This window comes from Priestia sp. YIM B13552, from assembly GCF_042787775.1.
Taxonomy (GTDB): Bacteria; Bacillota; Bacilli; order Bacillales; family Bacillaceae_H; genus Priestia; species Priestia megaterium_E.
Map to the genome: position 1 here is coordinate 129,339 of NZ_JBHZOU010000001.1, position 13,047 is coordinate 142,385.

A 13,047-nucleotide genomic window follows, 5' to 3' on the forward strand; every position below is an offset into this window, starting at 1 on the left:
ATACAACGCTAGTTAATATAATTACTATTACAAACACCTGCATCAAAGAGATCCTCTTTATGTAAGGGGATCTCTTTAATAACCTTATACTAGATACACATTCTTCAAGTTTTTTTGTGTACGCTTATTTATGTAAAACATCTTCTTTTGTGATTACTTTTTCATAAATTAGTGGTTTAGTTCCTGCTTCTGGCAAAAGATAAATAAAGACAGTAAACGTAAGTTGAAGGATTGAAACTACAGCCAAAAATAGAAAAAGACGTTCCCTGTCCTTAAACCATATTACTAAACATAAAACTAGAGATATTAATGACAAAAATAAAAAAAGAAAAAAGCTATATGAATAAGAAACACCATAATGATAAGAAATATCTAAAAAGAAAAATACTATATAGAGAAGTATAAAAGCTGACGGTACTACTTTAGTAAACGTACTCAATAGGAAAAAAACCTTTCTGTTTATTTGTTTTAGATTTATAGCTCAAACATACTCAATTTACATAAATGAGTACATATTAAAAGCTGCAGCAAAAATGAGTATTACTCATCTTAATTATTTATTTTTTGAACCAAAATGCCTCCAACTTTGTCCTTGTCATCTAAAGAAAACTCAATATTGAGTTTATGATTTTTATCAAAATACCCTATTATTGTTGCTCCGGTATCTTCTCTTTCGTAATAATTTTCTCCATACGCCCTAATAACATCTTTTTTGCTGTCACCAGTATGTATTCCCTTTTCGCTACCATACTTGCTGCTAATCAAGTCATACCTGCTGACTTTATTATCTACTATTTTAAATTCAACATCATACTTTTCTGTACTTTTTCCGTAAACGTAGGTAGTGTACGGAGGCTGCTCAGTAACCTCTATAAATTTTGGTTTCTTCCTCAAATAACTTGCTACGTCATATTTAGAACTTCCTACTGATACTGACTTAACGTTTTCTAATTCAAGATTGGTGGTTTTGGTACTTGAATAGTATTTTTCCTTAGGTGTAGAAGATGGATCGCAGCTTGCTAATAATAATAAAATGAGTGGAAAAATAAACAAAAAATAGCTCTTAATGCGCACTGTTAGACTCCTTTATATAATTTGTGTTTACTCTGACTCTCAGAATTTTCTAATCTATTAACTATTTTTCTTCTGCATATACAAGTCGATCGAATAGAAAACACTAGCTGCAAAGTAATACATGGCGAGTATAGCTAACGTCTCATAGACAGATTCCGCAGCGCTATTTTTCACAAAAGAAAAAACCGTACGCACTACAAAGAAAACGATAGGATAGACTATAAATAAAGAATTAAATTTACGATTCATAACAACATAATGTTCCTTTATTTGGATATTTATGATTATTATAACATATAATTTTCTTTCTTATTTCTTTACTACATATTCTTTAGGTTTTTCATTTACATAATTATTAAAGGTACAACATCAAAAGAAATTCTTATTAGTAGGTCTTCTTTTGATTATCCGTTGTTTTCGATTTCTTATCTAAGATGAATTTTAAATGGCTACTAAAGATGAATAAACCGCAGATGACCATCAACCAGCGCGTAACCCCTTGATGTATAGGATCAAAAAGGTTTAATAAAACAATTCCTAGTCCTGATAACATAGCTAGATAACGAAAAATCATGCCCCATCCCCCATTCCAGAAATGAAGAGGAGCCCCCCCCTCCTTCATACTTAAATTAAAGCTTTTTACCACACCATGGGCAAAATGAAATTCCAATGATGGATGAACCACCATCATGGATAATTAAACCGTATTCCTTATTTGTTTTATCAAATAAGATAAGATTATCTGGACAATCAAACGGATCACTGTGAATATCACACGTAAAGTTCGCATGATAATTCATATAATCGCAGCAATGCTTTTTCATTCGTTTTCTCCTTAACTATATGGTCACTATTACTTTTCTCGGTAAACTGAACAGTGTTCATCGGAAATACGATAATTTTCCTTACCGGTTGGGGCCGCTACCTCAACTAATTTATGTCCTAGCCGGTCCCATACTGCTACTGTATGCAAAGATACCCATTTCAGATCTCCTCTAGCAAGACGAAAAGAATAGTACCAGTTTTCAGTCCTTACTAATAAACTTCTATAAGAAAGTTCCTTTTTCTTTAAATTTTTGATTTCTAGAATAAAATCTAACATATTTTCTTCCTTAGGCACTTGAATAATTCGCGCTATAAATGTTCTGTTAGGATTTTTTTTCGTTTTATAAACTTTTTCCCTTTCTATTTCTAGCTCTGGCCTTCCCCTCATATTCCTTCTCCCTGTGTATTAACAAATAATCTCAGTGCTAAGTAGAAATCTATAATTGGTTCAGTAATTCTTCTAATTTTTCTTCAATATCAGCCTCTAAATGATTTTTTGACAAATCATACAAAGTGCCTGTCCCTTTAAAATACCCACTAAAGTAATACCATAATTGGATGTAATGAACGTATGCATCTTCTTCATCTGTAAATCCATCAAAGTTTATCCCAACCTGGGAACGATATTCTTTTTCTAAACACTGCTCCGAACTTAGATTTGGCAGTTGGTCGCCATCAATATCCCGGCACACCCATATTTTTAAGTTCTGCTTACCATCACGTTCAAATTTACTTCTATATTTTTGCTGAAGACTTTTGCAGTATGCCTCTCCTACTTCTTCCAACTTTACTATATCTCTTTTTAAATTCTCATTTATTTCACTCTCAGGGACTAAAATATATTTGTCATCTGTTTCCTGATCCTGTTTATCCATAAATAGCTTTTTTAATTTATTAAACAAGCTTTTCCCACCTATCTAAAAAAATAATACAAGCATGTTAAATTCGACTAAAGAAATCTTATTTCCTTCTCTGAGCTCTAGTCGTCATAACTAGTATGATATCAGCTACTTCCTTACAAGTAGATTCTTTTACTGGAGTGCTGATTTTCTGACATACTTGTAATTCAATATTTTTTTACAGCGAACACATGTGTTAAAGTGTAAAGTAGTGAAGCGAAAGGAGTAAAAACAACATGGCTCAACGAATCGTCAATATGTTTTTATCTGTCTTAGCTGCTTATGGAACGTTAATTTTAACCAAAAACATGAGCATTGCAGATAATATCTTTGTGACACAGATTGTTCGTCTGATCATTTGTGTTGTAGCTGTTATCATTGTGACAGGAATTACTACATACATTTTCAGAAATAAACCTTCTAATAAATAAAAGGGCTGCTATTTAGATAGCTGCCCTTTTTATTTTCCTTAATTCCTATTTTATTTCACCCTATTAAGGTCATACATACTTTTACGCGTTTAAAGCACGCACAAATTCTTTTGCGAGGCTGATAGTAGACTGTGGATTTTGTCCTGTTAAAAGCTTTCCGTCTACTTCAATATGATCGCTCCAATTATCTTTTGCAATAAACTCAGCGCCTAGCTCACGAAGCTTTGTTTCAAGAAGAAACGGCATGTATTTATCTAAGGTTGTATCTTTCTCTTCTGAATCAGTAAACGCTGTAATACGTTTACCCTTTACAATCGGCGCACCGTTTTTAAGCTTTCCGCCTACAAGAGCTGCCGGTCCATGGCATACTGCTGCAATCAGCTTGTCGTCTTCAGCAAATTCTGTTAACAAACGGTGTAAGTGCGTATCGTCTGGAAAATCAAACATTGTTCCGTGCCCTCCAGGTACAAACATGCCTGCAAAGTCTTGTGAACTTACTTCAGCTAATGATTTTGTATTCTCTAAAAGTTTTCCTGCTTCTTTGTCTTCGTCCGTCACATCATCTGTTAAGCTGTTAGGATCCACAGGTGATTTACCGCCTTTTGGACTTGCTACAACTACTTCGTATCCTTCTTTCTTAAATTCTAAATATGCTTCAGAGAATTCTGTAAGCCAAATGCCAGCAAGCTCTCCGTTTTCCATTGTATGTCCATTTGTAACAACCATTAAAATTTTTGAATTTCCTGTCATGATTTACTCATTCCTTTTTCATTTATTATTTATAATTTACATACATGTGCCTTTAATAATTCATTTATCTCTTTGAATATGTTCCCCGGTATTATTTGATGAAAACATGGTAACTTTTTCTTAATAATAAAAAGAACAGGTAAAAACAATGGTTAAATTATACGAAAAAATAGACGCTTTTTTTATAGTTTGAAGACTATACAGAGCAGATTTTTTATATGCAGTGTGAAAAGTGATCACTTTAAATATTTTCACTTTTTTGACATATACATCTAATTCGATTATTATCTAATTAGATGTATATCAAATTAGAGAAAGAAGGTAGTAAGCTATGCAATTAGATAAGTTGGTGAATTATCATAAAGCCGTTGGTGATCCTACCAGGATTAGAATTATTTCACTATTAAAAAAAGGACCTCTTCACGGGCAAGCCATTGCTTATAAGCTGGGGTTACAGCCTTCAACTATTACTCATCACATTTCAAAGCTAAGAGATGTAGGAATTATTTATCAAAGAAGACAAGGGAACATTATTTATTTTTATCTAGACCTTGAAAGACTCGAATATAACTCGAAGGCTATTTTGAGTATTGGAGAGGATTCGATGGAAAATCAAGAAAACCATTTACAGGATAAAGACAAATTATCGATTGTTAAAAACTTTATAAACAGTGATGGAACTTTAAAGATCATTCCAAGTCAAAGAAAGAAAAAGAACGTGATATTAGCTTATTTAATACGTGATTTACAGCATGGAAAAACGTATCAAGAAAAAGAACTGAATGAACATATAAAAAAATATCATGAAGATTATGCAACGATTCGCAGAGAGTTAATTATGCAGCATTTTATGTATAGGCAAAATGGAGAATACGAGTTAAATCCGAAAGAGATGTGGCCCATTATCTTTTAAAATGGACGTAAAAACGTTCATTTTTTAAGTTTTCTAATTCGATATATATCTAATTAGTCTATGTTATTTCAAATAGAATTAAAGTAAATTGGTAAGCATGTGATATTAATTTCATTCTCCTATGTGCTGGCACAGCAGCCATATTAGTTTGCTTACTGCTTACTCTAAAAGCATCTGCTTTGAAAAAAATCATAAAACCTCTGTATGCAATAAGGATTATCCTCTACCAGTTAAATTAGTCAATAATCCTTATCGTACTTTATTTATCTTTTAAAAAACTATAAAAGTGTTTTCACCATAATAAAGTCTATTTGTTCTTCGTCTCCCATGTAAAACGAGTGAGATCCAGTTTGAACAAATCCCTGTTTCTTATAAAAAGCAATCGCATTTTTATTTTTTTCCCATACGCCTAACCAAATTTTCTTTTTATTAAGTGTCGTTGCTATCTCTACTGCTTTATTAAATAAATGTTTACCAAGCCCTTGTTTTTGAAAGCTGTTACCTATATAAATTCTTTCAATTTCAAGCGCTTCTTCCCCCATCTCTTCAGACTGAGCATCATCCGTATTAACCTTTAAATAACCTGCAATTTCATGATTAACATGCATAAAAAAGAATTGCGAGGACGTATTTGATAGTTCTTTTTCTAGCTGTTCCACTGTAAATGCTTTTTCTAAATAAGCTTTCATGTTTTCAGGTGAATTTTGATCTTTAAACGTTTCATTAAATGTTTTGTAACTAATATCTTGAAGGTGATTTACATCTTCAAGAGTACACTTTTTTATATCCATCATCACTGACATACGCCTCTCCTTTATATCCTCAATAATTTCTCTTGTTTCCTTTTTTGACAAACTCCCAGTCTGCTTCTATATTTTTTCTTACTCTTTGAACCAGCTTAAGAATGGTATCTGTTTCTTCCTGGGTAAAACCTTCTAATGCCACTTTATCCGAATAATCATTTTCTCTTTTTATAAACGGATATACGTTCTTCCCTTTTTCAGTTGGAAAAAGGTTTTTATTTTTTTTATTGCGGAGATCGTCTTTCTTCTCAATAAAACCATTCATTTCAAGCTTTTTTATAGCCCGAGCCGCTGTTGTTCGATCTACTTTTATCATCTCAGCTAACTTTTCTTGAATGATTCCCGGATTTTCACATATTCGCACTAAATACAAATACTGCCCCTTAGTCAGGTCATACTCTTTAAATTCTATATTACTAATCGAATCCAATGCTCTTGCTATCATTCCAATTTCACGCAGAATTTCACTCATAAATGTCTCCTTTGCACATATTTTTGTTGCAAATACAATAAAAATAATATAAGTTTAATGTACCTTAAAATAGTTGCATTTGCAACAAAAAATAGTGAATAAAGGAGCTGATTACAGTGAAATATGTTGTTTATGTAGGAGGAATTTTACTATTAACTCTGGGAATTTCTTTAACGATCCAATCCAGCCTAGGAGCTTCACCTTTTGATGCACTTTTAGTTGGACTATCCCTAAACGTAGGCCTTAGCGTTGGAAGCTGGGAAATTATACTTGCATGTGTATTAATTTGTGGTAATGCCCTTTTAAGCAAACAAAAGCCGGAAGTACTGGGACTGTTAACCGCGTTCATAACGGGTCTTGGTATTGATGTATGGCTTTTTTTATTACAGAAGTGGGCTCCCTTTGAAATGTGGTACAGTAAATTATGTTGTTTTGGAATTGGTTTAATCATTATAGGTGTAGGAACCTCAGCCTATTTACATACAAATTTTGCACCCATTCCAATTGACCGCTTAACATTAATCATACAAAAACTAGCTAAAACAAACTTATTACTTTCAAGAACATTGATTTACTTCACATTTTTACTATCTGCGATGCTTTTAAACGGACCAGTTGGTGTTGGAACGCTATTAACCGTGTTTTTAGGCGGCGTGCTGCTTAATTTTTTTATGCCTATTACAAAAAAAGCAGTAGACTGCATATTACCAAAATCTCATACCTCACAAAATCATATTCAAGACAACAAGCGTTCCATATAGCTACATTTTTATTACTCAACTATCATAATAGATTTGCACCATAGTACTAGATATAATAAGAGCAATGAGGAGGAAACATTTAATGAAGGAAAGGAGTTATTATTAATCAATGATTGTATTGTATGAAGATAAGTATAAAGAAGCAGTTATTCAACTAATATTGCATGTGCAAAATGTAGAAGCTGGTGTAGGTATTAGTGTTGAAGAACAGCCGGATATTTTAGACATTAAGTCAAACTATCTCCATACCGGCGGTAACTTTTGGATAGCTTTGAATGATAAGCAAGAAGTAGTAGGATGTATTGGGTTGCAAAAGAAAACCAGTGAAATAGGCATATTAAAGAAATTTTTTGTCTACAAGCACTATAGAGGAAAAGAGTTTGGAATAGGAAAAAATCTTTATGCTTCTTTACTTCTTTTTGTGCAGAAGCACGGGTTTTCTAAAATTATTTTAGATACTCCATCTCAAGCTACTCGATCACATAATTTCTATAAAAAAGCTGGGTTTAAACAAGTGACCAAAAAGGATCTGACCGTTCAATATGATTATCCAGATCGAAATTCTCTTCTTTTTGAGCTAGATTTATCTAGCAAACAATTACATAATTAAACCAGAGAAAGCAGGTCTCCAGTTAGAGATCGGCTTTCTCTGGTTGATTAACTATTTATTTTGCTTTAGCTTTAATAATAAAACGATGTTGTTTTACGTCAAAGAAACCTTTAGACTGTATAATTCCATGTATGTTATACAACCCTTCGATATGTGTTTCTATATCAAAATTAGGAACTTGCCAAGGAATTGCCTTTAAATAAAAGACCAGCGCTCCAATATCATAAAATCTCTGTACAGGAAACTCTTCTTTGAAAGAAATGATGTTAAAAGAACTTTGTTTAAGCTCTTCTATTGCTTTCTTTAAATTCCAATTACAAAACTCTTTATTTATTGGAACCCCTATAGATTCATTGATTCGTGAACAGTCTAACCCTCCCACTTGCTGCGTGAAAAACGTGCCTTCCTTTGACAAAATCCTGCTTACTTCTGAAGCACAAAAAGATTCGTGCTGGTTCAAAATCAAATCAAATGTATCATCTTTAAACGGTAAATTTTTGTCTTCAGTTCGTTCAACAACTTTGACACCAAGCGGTTCTAAACGTTTTTTAGCGATTGGAATGTTAGGTTTGTATCCTTCTGTAGCGTACATAACGCGAGGAAAAGGCTGTAACAAAGATAAAAATTCTCCTCCTCCTGTTCCCATATCTAAAGCGGCATTAGAGTTTTGAATAAGACGAATAGCTTCACTTCCGTATGACCACGAAAGCACGTCGCTATCCATACGACCAGTACGAGTAATAATAGAAAAATCCCAGCCAGTAAAATCAACATTATTTGTATTGTTTACAGCATTAAAAAAATATTTGTCCGTTATCATATTGAACTCCTCCTTTTTATAGCTAGCATTAATCATCTATTCTAAACTAGTAAAAGGCGGACCACGGACATATAGACAGCGTTGTTATGTTTCATGTGCTAACGTATTCACACTAACCGCTCCTTTATTAAAATTACGTATGCTTCATTTGTTTGTCCATTCATATGTAATATCGGGGAGTTTCTCTTCGTTTTCACATCCTCTTTTTATAATACTGAAGCCGTGTTTCTCGTAAAACCTCTGGGCATTTTTATTTCGTTCAAATGTACGTAATATTAATTTTCCATTTGATTCTGTCTTGGCTCTTTCGAGTAAACGCTGTCCGATTCCTCTTCCTTGATAATCTACATGAACGTACAGTTGGCTAATTTCGTCAGCATGATAAGCAATCATTCCTACTATTTGTTCATCCATTAACGCTAATTCAATTTTATAGTGTGCTGACAATATATGATTTAAAAAATAGACATGACGGTCAAAACTATGCATTTCCTTTTGTTCAATTGCTTTTTCTTTACTATCTCTCCACATTTTTACCGTTTGCTCAGCAAATTGAGAATGATAGTGAACAATATCAACATTAAAACGGGTCATACATTTTCCCCTTATCTGTCATTGTGCTATATTCTTAATAACGATGTCTAGATATTCTCTTCATGTGGTTGAAGCCTGTCAAAATCTTGTTTTAATAACGAATACATATACAAATCATCAAATTTTCCACACGTAAATTCATAGCTTCTTAATAGGCCTTCTTTTATAAAGCCATGCTTTTTTATTAATTTTTGTGAAGCAACATTAGCAGGCTCTATTAATGCTTCAATTCTCCGCAAATTAAAATGTGTAAAACCATATTTTATAACAGCGCCCAATGCCTCATTAGCAATCCCATTCCCCCAGTAATCTTTGCTTAGCTCATATCCAATTTCTGCACGGTAATGGTTATGAACTCTATTAAGAAATCCGCAGCTACCAATAATGTCATCCTGTTCTTTAAGAGTAATACCCCATCTTATTCCAGATTTTTCGTTTAAGATTGATTTATACCACGCAATCTCATTTAAAGCATCTTCAACCGTTGTAAAAGGCTCTAGACCGTAGTGTTTCATTACTTCTTTATCGGATAGGTATTTTAAAATACTGCCTGCGTCTTCTGTTTCAAATTCCCTTAGGATAAGCCTTTTTGTTTTAATTACGGGAAAATAATTTGACACCTGTACCTTCCCTCCTCTTATTCATTCACTAAACGGAGCTTTTCTCACAGCTTTATCTAATTTAAATAAACGTTAATAAGAAATTTCTTTTATTATTACTGAATTCCTTTTTAATTCTAAATATTTGTCGAGAAATGAACAGAAAAAGCACGCATAACTTCATTTTTAAATCAGCACTGTCATTTCTTTTATCTTTGTTAGTTCTAAAAATTAAAGGAATGAAAGCTAGTAATGAAGAATTCTTTTCTAACTAGTCTAACTGAGAAAATAAGGAGAAAAAGATGAAGCAATTCGCGATGTAGCTCTTTATTTAAGCAGTACATACTAGAATAGAACAAACAAAACAAGATAACCGTGCAGTTATCTTGTTTTGTTTGTTTCGCAGTTTTTAACACCTGTATAGTTTGTGTATGAACAGGATTTTCTGTTATCAGCATTTAAATTTTTATTTGTTTATTGTTTAAACCAGCTTCCAACGTATCATACAGCGCAAGTTTATAATTAATTCGTTCTAGATGCAGGTAGGTTTGCGACATGTCTGCTTCCACTTTCTTTTTATGCTGAAGCATCATGTTTCTACGTTCGCTGATGGTACTTTCTCCTTTTTTATATGACTCTACATACTGCTTGATTTCAGCAAGAGGCATCCCTGTTGCACGTAAGGCTAAAATAAACTTGACCCACTCGATATTCTGGTCATTGTATAGACGCTGATCATGTTCATTTCGTTCGACAAACGGTAAAATACCTTCCTTTTCGTAGTAGCGCAGAGTGGGCGCAGACAGCCCCGTTTTTTCTTGCATGTCTCTCATTGTATAAGACATGTAGTTTCACTCCTATTTTCATATGCGTATCAATGGTACAAATAGAAAAAGCTTTCCAAAGAGTAATGTCACTCTCCGGACAGCTTTTGAGTTAACAAGGTCCTCACATTACCATTCTTGATGTACAGGACGAATAATCATTTCGTTTACTGCCACACCTGCTGGCTCTTCGATGGCAAACGCAATCGCGCGTGCGATGCTTTCCACTTCGATGGCACCTTTATAAAATTCATCAATACCTGATTTTAAATCTGTATCCGTGATTGTTTCTTTTAATTCTGTTGCAATTGCTCCTGGAGAAATATTCGTTGCGCGAATGTTGCTTCCGCCAGCTGATTCTTCTAGACGAAGACCTTCTGTGATCGCTTTAACCGCAAATTTTGTTGCGCTGTATACCGCACTTCCGGCACCTACTGCGTGACCAGCTACAGAAGACAGGTTAATCACGTGTCCATCTTTTTGTTCTCTCATCGCTGGAAGAACTGCTGAGATTCCGTAAAGAACGCCTTTAATGTTCACATCAATCATTGTGTTCCATTCATCTACTTTTTGGTTGCGTAGAAGAGATAATGGCATAAGTCCTGCATTGTTTACAAGCACATCGATGCGTCCAAACTCTGAAAGCGCATCTTGTGCTAGCTCCTGCATTTGGTCGTGAGACGTTACGTCCACTACTTTATAGATCGTTTCTCCGCCGTTAGCTTTGATTTCTTCTTGTAATGTTTTCAAACGATCTTCACGGCGAGCCGCTAAAACAAGCTTTGCTCCTTTTGCTGAAAGTTCTTTTGCTGTTGCTTCTCCGATTCCGCTAGAAGCACCCGTAATAATGACAACTTTATCTTTTGTGTTAGACATAATAAACATTCATCCTTTCTGTTTTAACTGATTTCTACCTTTAATGAGAAAGCAAGTCGATGACCGGCTGTTTTTCGCTGTGTTAACTGGTACAGTAGTAGCTTATCTCCTAAAGTCAGCTTCAACGCAAGGATTTTTTAAAAACTTTTTCTTATTTATTATGTAAAAATGCTGCTGTTAGTGTCTATAGAGCCTTTTTAAGAGCTGTTTTTCTTTATACAGCCACCTTTTTAACTTCTTTTAATTTCCTTTAATTTACATTTAATTCATGGTTTTCTGTTATTTCTCTTGCTGTGCATTAAAGTAAACTTTATGTGTTGTGTTATTTTTAATGATTTATATTAGGAATAATTACATAAAATATATTGTTTTACACTAAAGTTACGAACTTATATGGTGAACATCTCTTATGTAAAGTCATTAAGAAGCATTCAGCACTTTCTGCTCCTTTTTTCCCTTTTCTTTAATTAGTAAGACACCTAACAACCCCATCATTGAAAACAAAATGGGAATCATAAAAGCATAATGATAACCAACATGCAGCGAACGCTCAGGGAATAAATCCAAGACATTTCCAAAAATACTAGGTAATAATACGGCGCTTAAAAAGCCTCCCATATTGGCAAAACCTGATACAACTCCTACTTCTTTTACTGAGAAGGATTGACGTACTACGGCAAATGTCAAAGCGCTTGCGCCGTTTCCAAAGCCGATGATAAAAAGCAAAATAACGACTAGCATGAATGAAGGTTTCACGCCGGAAAGTAATAACCCAGTCCAGCTAAGCACCACAATAAGATGAATAAGTGAATAAATTTTTTTAATGGAATTTAACCTGCTTGATATCCAGCTGATTAAAGGTCCGCCAATCATAGCGCCAAACAGACCATACATAATAAGCTGACTTGCATCAGCGCGGGATAAATGGAACACATTCATTCCGTAAGGAACTCCCCAAGAACCAATAAAACCGATATATGTACCAACTACACCAAAATGACAAAGAAATGTTGCCCAGGCTTGGCGAGTTGTCATCACTCTCCTTAGGATCGCCCATACGCTTTCCGGAGTCTTAACAGAGGATTTATTTGCTTTAGCATCCTCTTGAAATAATCGTTTAGGTTTTACCACCAAAACGACATAAAGCAGGTAGGATACCGCCATTAAAACTAGACCTATGCTAAGAAAAGGAACTCTCCAGCCTGAAAATGAAATCCACATAGACAAAGGCACGGTAGCTGATAATGAACCTACACTTCCTACCAGCCCAATTAAACCTAATAGCTTTACAAACTCATTTCCCTTAAACCACTGACTTAAAATTAACACTAAATTGACAAAAATCATGGAGTCTCCCGTACCGACTAGTAAACGAGAGAAAATTAACACATATTCGTTAGGGGCCGTGCTGTAGATAAGACTTCCTATTCCCGTTAAAAGCGACCCTATAATCAAAAATCGATTGGGACCGTATCGGTCAGAAAGTAAACCAATAGGAATCTGAAGACCTGCATATGCTAAAAATTGTATACTAGTCATTAATCCTATAACAGACGCTGAAACGTGAAAATCTTTCATTAACTGTTCTGTAATAAGTCCAGGGGCTGTTCGTTGACTGACAATCAAATAATACGCTAATAAAGCGGTTCCAAAAACAACCCATCTGTAGCTACTTTCCTGTTTGTTCATTTTGACAGATCCTCTCATGTATAATTTTTCTGCGTAGAAATGCTGGTGGAAAATGTTTAAGAGATGAAGATATTGATAGAATGAAGGTCTGTTTGATAAATAAGTCG

The 13,047-nt window shown here is 34.1% G+C and carries 18 protein-coding genes; 4 read left to right on the plus strand and 14 right to left on the minus strand.

Features of this window, described 5'->3' with window-relative positions; translation table 11 throughout:
* Positions 1-549 precede the first annotated feature (549 nt).
* The 5 genes from ACFX40_RS00675 to ACFX40_RS00695 all read right to left on the minus strand — a co-directional run bounded on the left by ACFX40_RS00675 (position 550) and on the right by ACFX40_RS00695 (position 2,801).
* Complete coding sequence (locus ACFX40_RS00675) at positions 550-1,074, minus strand: hypothetical protein (RefSeq protein WP_028409953.1); 525 nt, start codon at positions 1,072-1,074, stop codon at positions 550-552.
* Positions 1,075-1,459: 385 nt separating this feature from the next.
* Positions 1,460-1,648 (minus strand): hypothetical protein, encoded by a 189-nt coding sequence (locus ACFX40_RS00680; RefSeq protein WP_025749207.1) that lies wholly within the window; start codon positions 1,646-1,648, stop codon positions 1,460-1,462.
* 55 nt (positions 1,649-1,703) lie between these two features.
* Positions 1,704-1,898: a DUF6980 family protein gene (locus tag ACFX40_RS00685; protein ID WP_016763636.1), complete on the minus strand. Its 195-nt coding sequence runs from the start codon at positions 1,896-1,898 to the stop codon at positions 1,704-1,706.
* Between the two features lie 29 nt (positions 1,899-1,927).
* Positions 1,928-2,287, minus strand: a complete 360-nt coding sequence (locus tag ACFX40_RS00690) for a hypothetical protein (RefSeq protein WP_377253851.1) — start codon at positions 2,285-2,287, stop codon at positions 1,928-1,930.
* A 49-nt stretch (positions 2,288-2,336) separates the two neighbouring features.
* Complete coding sequence (locus ACFX40_RS00695) at positions 2,337-2,801, minus strand: hypothetical protein (protein WP_028409950.1); 465 nt, start codon at positions 2,799-2,801, stop codon at positions 2,337-2,339.
* 233 nt (positions 2,802-3,034) lie between these two features.
* On the opposite strand from ACFX40_RS00695, the gene ACFX40_RS00700 reads away from it, so the two are divergent.
* On the plus strand, positions 3,035-3,229 hold the full coding sequence (locus tag ACFX40_RS00700; protein WP_025749210.1) for a hypothetical protein: 195 nt from the start codon (positions 3,035-3,037) through the stop codon (positions 3,227-3,229).
* Between the two features lie 81 nt (positions 3,230-3,310).
* Here the strand turns inward: ACFX40_RS00700 and ACFX40_RS00705 are convergent, their stop codons facing one another.
* Positions 3,311-3,979 carry a type 1 glutamine amidotransferase domain-containing protein gene (locus tag ACFX40_RS00705; protein ID WP_377253853.1) on the minus strand — a complete coding sequence of 223 codons (669 nt, stop codon included), beginning with the start codon at positions 3,977-3,979 and terminating at the stop codon, positions 3,311-3,313.
* 331 nt (positions 3,980-4,310) lie between these two features.
* On the opposite strand from ACFX40_RS00705, the gene ACFX40_RS00710 reads away from it, so the two are divergent.
* Positions 4,311-4,892 carry a DUF2087 domain-containing protein gene (locus tag ACFX40_RS00710; protein WP_028409948.1) on the plus strand — a complete coding sequence of 194 codons (582 nt, stop codon included), beginning with the start codon at positions 4,311-4,313 and terminating at the stop codon, positions 4,890-4,892.
* A 278-nt stretch (positions 4,893-5,170) separates the two neighbouring features.
* Here the strand turns inward: ACFX40_RS00710 and paiA are convergent, their stop codons facing one another.
* Both paiA and ACFX40_RS00720 read right to left on the minus strand, forming a co-directional pair.
* Positions 5,171-5,695 (minus strand): spermidine/spermine N(1)-acetyltransferase, encoded by a 525-nt coding sequence (paiA, locus tag ACFX40_RS00715; protein ID WP_098578970.1) that lies wholly within the window; start codon positions 5,693-5,695, stop codon positions 5,171-5,173.
* Between the two features lie 19 nt (positions 5,696-5,714).
* Positions 5,715-6,167: a MarR family winged helix-turn-helix transcriptional regulator gene (locus ACFX40_RS00720; RefSeq protein ID WP_098248902.1), complete on the minus strand. Its 453-nt coding sequence runs from the start codon at positions 6,165-6,167 to the stop codon at positions 5,715-5,717.
* A 116-nt stretch (positions 6,168-6,283) separates the two neighbouring features.
* Here ACFX40_RS00720 and ACFX40_RS00725 point away from each other — a divergent pair, with 116 nt between their 5' ends.
* Together ACFX40_RS00725 and ACFX40_RS00730 are read left to right on the plus strand one after the other, a co-directional pair.
* A complete protein-coding gene (locus ACFX40_RS00725) occupies positions 6,284-6,928 on the plus strand; it encodes a YczE/YyaS/YitT family protein (RefSeq protein WP_098248903.1) in 645 nt (214 codons plus the stop codon).
* Positions 6,929-7,037: 109 nt separating this feature from the next.
* Positions 7,038-7,538 (plus strand): GNAT family N-acetyltransferase, encoded by a 501-nt coding sequence (locus ACFX40_RS00730; protein WP_097823833.1) that lies wholly within the window; start codon positions 7,038-7,040, stop codon positions 7,536-7,538.
* Between the two features lie 55 nt (positions 7,539-7,593).
* Here the strand turns inward: ACFX40_RS00730 and ACFX40_RS00735 are convergent, their stop codons facing one another.
* The 6 genes from ACFX40_RS00735 to ACFX40_RS00760 form a co-directional block, all read right to left on the minus strand.
* Positions 7,594-8,358 (minus strand): methyltransferase domain-containing protein, encoded by a 765-nt coding sequence (locus tag ACFX40_RS00735; protein ID WP_028409943.1) that lies wholly within the window; start codon positions 8,356-8,358, stop codon positions 7,594-7,596.
* A gap of 144 nt (positions 8,359-8,502) precedes the next feature.
* Positions 8,503-8,952 carry a GNAT family N-acetyltransferase gene (locus ACFX40_RS00740; RefSeq protein WP_028409942.1) on the minus strand — a complete coding sequence of 150 codons (450 nt, stop codon included), beginning with the start codon at positions 8,950-8,952 and terminating at the stop codon, positions 8,503-8,505.
* A 47-nt stretch (positions 8,953-8,999) separates the two neighbouring features.
* Positions 9,000-9,572, minus strand: a complete 573-nt coding sequence (locus ACFX40_RS00745; protein ID WP_342839405.1) for a GNAT family N-acetyltransferase — start codon at positions 9,570-9,572, stop codon at positions 9,000-9,002.
* Between the two features lie 437 nt (positions 9,573-10,009).
* The gene (locus ACFX40_RS00750) at positions 10,010-10,396 is read right to left on the minus strand and encodes a MerR family transcriptional regulator (protein WP_098332581.1); all 387 of its coding nucleotides are present in this window, start codon (positions 10,394-10,396) and stop codon (positions 10,010-10,012) included.
* Positions 10,397-10,504: 108 nt separating this feature from the next.
* Positions 10,505-11,251 carry an SDR family oxidoreductase gene (locus ACFX40_RS00755; protein WP_377253856.1) on the minus strand — a complete coding sequence of 249 codons (747 nt, stop codon included), beginning with the start codon at positions 11,249-11,251 and terminating at the stop codon, positions 10,505-10,507.
* Between the two features lie 420 nt (positions 11,252-11,671).
* Positions 11,672-12,940: an MFS transporter gene (locus ACFX40_RS00760; RefSeq protein ID WP_377253858.1), complete on the minus strand. Its 1,269-nt coding sequence runs from the start codon at positions 12,938-12,940 to the stop codon at positions 11,672-11,674.
* Between the last annotated feature and the right edge of the window lie 107 nt (positions 12,941-13,047).

Coding starts and splice junctions, on each gene's coding strand:
- ACFX40_RS00705 (WP_377253853.1), bottom strand. CDS start 3,979: ATGACAGGAAATTCAAAAATTTTAATGGTTGTTACAAATGGACATACA.
- ACFX40_RS00755 (WP_377253856.1), bottom strand. CDS start 11,251: ATGTCTAACACAAAAGATAAAGTTGTCATTATTACGGGTGCTTCTAGC.
- ACFX40_RS00710 (WP_028409948.1), top strand. CDS start 4,311: ATGCAATTAGATAAGTTGGTGAATTATCATAAAGCCGTTGGTGATCCT.
- ACFX40_RS00720 (WP_098248902.1), bottom strand. CDS start 6,167: ATGAGTGAAATTCTGCGTGAAATTGGAATGATAGCAAGAGCATTGGAT.
- ACFX40_RS00690 (WP_377253851.1), bottom strand. CDS start 2,287: ATGAGGGGAAGGCCAGAGCTAGAAATAGAAAGGGAAAAAGTTTATAAA.
- ACFX40_RS00680 (WP_025749207.1), bottom strand. CDS start 1,648: ATGATTTTTCGTTATCTAGCTATGTTATCAGGACTAGGAATTGTTTTA.
- ACFX40_RS00685 (WP_016763636.1), bottom strand. CDS start 1,898: ATGAAAAAGCATTGCTGCGATTATATGAATTATCATGCGAACTTTACG.
- ACFX40_RS00750 (WP_098332581.1), bottom strand. CDS start 10,396: ATGTCTTATACAATGAGAGACATGCAAGAAAAAACGGGGCTGTCTGCG.
- ACFX40_RS00700 (WP_025749210.1), top strand. CDS start 3,035: ATGGCTCAACGAATCGTCAATATGTTTTTATCTGTCTTAGCTGCTTAT.
- ACFX40_RS00730 (WP_097823833.1), top strand. CDS start 7,038: ATGATTGTATTGTATGAAGATAAGTATAAAGAAGCAGTTATTCAACTA.
- ACFX40_RS00740 (WP_028409942.1), bottom strand. CDS start 8,952: ATGACCCGTTTTAATGTTGATATTGTTCACTATCATTCTCAATTTGCT.
- paiA (WP_098578970.1), bottom strand. CDS start 5,695: ATGTCAGTGATGATGGATATAAAAAAGTGTACTCTTGAAGATGTAAAT.
- ACFX40_RS00735 (WP_028409943.1), bottom strand. CDS start 8,358: ATGATAACGGACAAATATTTTTTTAATGCTGTAAACAATACAAATAAT.
- ACFX40_RS00760 (WP_377253858.1), bottom strand. CDS start 12,940: ATGAACAAACAGGAAAGTAGCTACAGATGGGTTGTTTTTGGAACCGCT.